At 52.6% G+C, this 2710-nt stretch carries 2 protein-coding genes; one reads left to right on the forward strand and one right to left on the reverse strand.

Annotated elements, in window-relative coordinates; all coding sequences use genetic code 11:
- Nucleotides 1-141: 141 nt before the first annotated feature.
- The gene (locus JW953_10810; protein MBN1993184.1) at nt 142-1722 is read right to left on the reverse strand and encodes an aldehyde dehydrogenase family protein; all 1581 of its coding nucleotides are present in this window, start codon (nt 1720-1722) and stop codon (nt 142-144) included.
- A gap of 639 nt (nt 1723-2361) precedes the next feature.
- On the opposite strand from JW953_10810, the gene JW953_10815 reads away from it, so the two are divergent.
- Nucleotides 2362-2710: hypothetical protein (locus JW953_10815; protein MBN1993185.1), on the forward strand; the 349-nt coding region annotated here is incomplete at its 3' end.

A 2710-nucleotide genomic window follows, 5' to 3' on the forward strand; every position in this document is an offset into this window, starting at 1 on the left:
ATCGTAGGGACAGCGCCTTGTGCCTGTCCTCTGGAGCGACCACAAGGGTACGCCCCTACATTACCGGATTAATTTCTAAAAATTCATAGAGACCTTTAGGGTCTGGATCCCTCGAAGCAACTTGAGGCTGAACGGTAACAATCAACCAATAATCGTGCGGCTTTGCTCGTGCATATAAAGCGCCAGCGTATAGAGCGAGCCAATGCCCTTGCCACTGGACCCACTCCCTTTCCAGCCGCCAAACGCCTGCACGCCGGGCCAGGCGCCGGTAGTAGCGCCCGCCATCCGATTAGCGTAAATTGTTCCGGCCTGAATATTATCTAAAAACCATTCAATCTCTTGCTTATCTTCGCCAAAGAAACCGGCGGTCAGGCCGTAATGGGTGGCGTTGGCTTTGGCCATAGCCTCATCCAGGGTGTTGACCTTGGCCAGATACAAAATGGGCACAAACAACTCGGTTTTAACCAGCTCGTGATCTTCGGGCAGCCCCTCGATAATGGCCGGTTCAACAAAATAGCCCTTGGCAAAATCGCCCTCGGTCAACACCCGGCCCCCAACCAATACCTGGCCGTCGACGCGAGCCTGGGCCATATACTGTTGGTATTTTTCATAGGCCGCTTTATTGATCACTGTGCCCATAAAAGTATTGCGCCGGGTGGGATCGCCAATTTTGATGGCCGTGGTTTGTTCGATCAATTTGGACTTGAAGGCATCGTATATCCCTGCTTGCACATAAACCCGGGAGCAAGCTGAACATTTCTGCCCATCCATGCCAAAGGCAGCCCGGACTACGCCGGTAACGGCCTTATTTACTTCAGCCGTATTGGAAACAATGGTGGGATTTTTGCCTCCCATTTCAATAATGGCCGGGCGAGGATACTGTCCCTGACCGGCTGTTTTTAAAACCGTCATGCCTACGTTATAAGAGCCGGTGAAGGTCCAGCCACTCATGTCAGGATTGTCCTGCAACTCCTGGCCCACCGTTGCCCCCGGGCCGCTGACATAGTTAAATACCCCTGGCGGCAGACCGGCTTCGGCAAACAACTCCGCCGTTTTCCAACCATCGTAGGGCACGTCGGAAGAACTTTTGAAAACAACCGTGTTACCCGTGACCAGGGCCGCCGCAATGGGCGCAGCGGAAAGGGCCATGGGAAAATTGAACGGCGAGATGACCACCCACACCCCATAGGGGCGCAGCACGCTGAAGTTATGCTCACCGGGATCATTGGGATTGAGCTTGCCCAACTCGTTGATAAAACCCCTGTTTTTCTCCATTGAATCGGCATAATAGCGCAGCAAGTCGGCGGTTTCTTCTACCTCGCCCAAGGCTTCTAGCCGGCTTTTTCCTACCTCCAAAATCATCAACGCGCTGAGTTCCAGGCTGTTCGCGCTTATTTTCTCGGCCAGTTGGCGGATAAGGGCTACCCGGTCCGGCCAGGGAGTTTTACGCCAACCGGGGAAAGCCGCTTTAGCCGCCGCAATGGCTAACCGGGCATGCTCCGCCGTTCCTTTTTGCGCCGTGCATAAATGCATGTCGGTATTGATGGGGCTATAACTCTTAAATTTTTCATTGGCGTAAGCTTTTTCCCCGTCAATAAACATAGGCACTTCCACGCCCAACCACTCGGTCTTGACCCTGGCAATGGCCTGGTCATAAGCTGACTGCAACTCCTCATTGTCAGCCGAAATTGTTGCATAGGTGATCTTCATTTTTTGCGCCACATTGACCTCCTTGTCTGATAGCTGGCCCGGTATCTGGCACACCGGGCAATTTATAGTTTTGAAATCTGGGGATAAACCTATGTTAACATCCTAACACCACCGCCTAACCCTGTCAAGAAAAATGAAGGCTTGTGGGCGAGTCCGGCCCGCGCTTGTGCATTATGGTTACATAGGGTAAAATCAGGCTAGAAAAAGGGTGCGTCCAAAATTTTTGGAAAGTACAGGGGGGGAATTGGGGGGACGCCCCCCACACCCCCCGGTCCTCCTAAAATGTCGGACAGACCCATAGAAAAAAATGCAGTTAAGTTTAAGATTGAGAACATTACGATGGGTAATATCTCTCGCCAGCAACTTTTGATTTTGGCAATCTTATTGTTTTTGGCCGTCCTCATTTTGGGGTGTCTTTGTATGTTGGCCGTACCTAGTCCAACCACGGGCCAGCCAGCCTTTGTTATATTCTAAAAAACGCTCGGAGTTTGTTTCCAATCTGAGACGTCCCCAAAAACCCTGGGATTTGGCAAAAGTCTCCTGATATTGCTATAATAGCTGGGCGATTAGATAAGGCCTTGAGTCTATGGGAACCGCGGTGAGACTTGAGGATATTCTAAGCGCCTTATTGCAGGAAGGAGACTATTTTTTATGAGCCGACAGGCTTCATTTCATCTTAATCTTTCTCGATCTGGCCGGTATGGGCGCAGCCTGATTTTTAGCCTCATCAATTCGGGCCGATTGCCCTTGCTGTTTGGGATGGCCCTGCTGTTGGCCATTTTCCTGGCGGCAGGCAATGTGACGGCCGGGGCCTTATTCCAATCTCCCCAATCTCCGCCAGAGCAACCGCAGCCCGCTCAAGCCCCCGCCGACCAGCCCCAACCCGTTGATCAACCAACCCCGGCGCCGCCCCCCGAACAACCTCCGGCCCCTGATCAACCCCAGCCTCCCGCCGACCAACCGCTCCCAGCGACATCCACCGACGAACCTTTACCAGAAC

Source organism: Anaerolineae bacterium (assembly GCA_016931895.1).
Taxonomy (GTDB): domain Bacteria; phylum Chloroflexota; class Anaerolineae; order 4572-78; family J111; genus JAFGNV01.